1 protein-coding gene and 1 pseudogene are annotated in these 740 nt (G+C 42.3%); both read right to left on the bottom strand.

The window, feature by feature from the left end:
• Nucleotides 1-311: 311 nt before the first annotated feature.
• A complete protein-coding gene (locus ABD892_RS27080; protein WP_425559227.1) occupies nucleotides 312-533 on the bottom strand; it encodes an HAD family hydrolase in 222 nt (73 codons plus the stop codon).
• Nucleotides 534-551: 18 nt separating this feature from the next.
• A pseudogene (locus ABD892_RS10305) lies at nucleotides 552-740 on the bottom strand (hypothetical protein); the annotation flags it as partial.

Raw genomic sequence — 740 nt, 5'->3', positions numbered from 1 at the left:
TTTTGTGCAAAAACTGTACTCTGTTGCCAAAAGTACGGCCAGCTTGCTCACATTCCCAAGGTTAAGCGGGATTTAAGGATATTTGTGCAATGGCATCTATATATTCTATGTATGCTATCAGTGTTACGGTTTTCTATATGCTTATTAACTATCAAGTGAAGAATGATAGCTAAGTACTCGGTCATAAATAATCTCATATTTTATCGCCTACAGGCACGCAAGGCGTGGGTTGAGCGCTAAGAGGGCTTAGGTCTGGATAATTGGATAGTTTGGGTGCTGTAACAAATGCTTGTTATTTTTGTAGAACAATATCAATAATTGAATTGTATTATTTTCCATCCTCGTTTTTCTGCCATGTCGAGAAGCGTACTATCAGGATTGGTAGCAACCGGGAAGGTGGCTGTCTCCAGCAGGGGGATGTCGTTAAATGAGTCGCTGTAAAACGAGCTTTCCTTTAATGGTTTATTGTGTGCATTTAACCACTGCTGCAGGCGTTGGACTTTACCTTCTCTAAACGTCGGACTACCTGCAATATTGCCCGTATAACCGCTTTATTCTTTTTTCAGGTCAATGGCCTTGATCACATCGACAACCAGTCTTTGACCAATGGGTTCAACCAGGTGGTCACCGGTTGCAGAGATAAGGAGTAATGTATCCCCGTAAGTACTCAAAAACTCCTGTGCAGACCACATGGCAGCCAGCATGAGGCGTATTCGATAATATTTGCCAGTCTCGGAATT

This window comes from Kistimonas scapharcae (assembly GCF_039540975.1).
Classification (GTDB): domain Bacteria; phylum Pseudomonadota; class Gammaproteobacteria; order Pseudomonadales; family Endozoicomonadaceae; genus Kistimonas; species Kistimonas scapharcae.
Note: the sequence above shows the minus strand (reverse complement) of the source record. Positions and strands in the feature narration are given on the sequence as shown.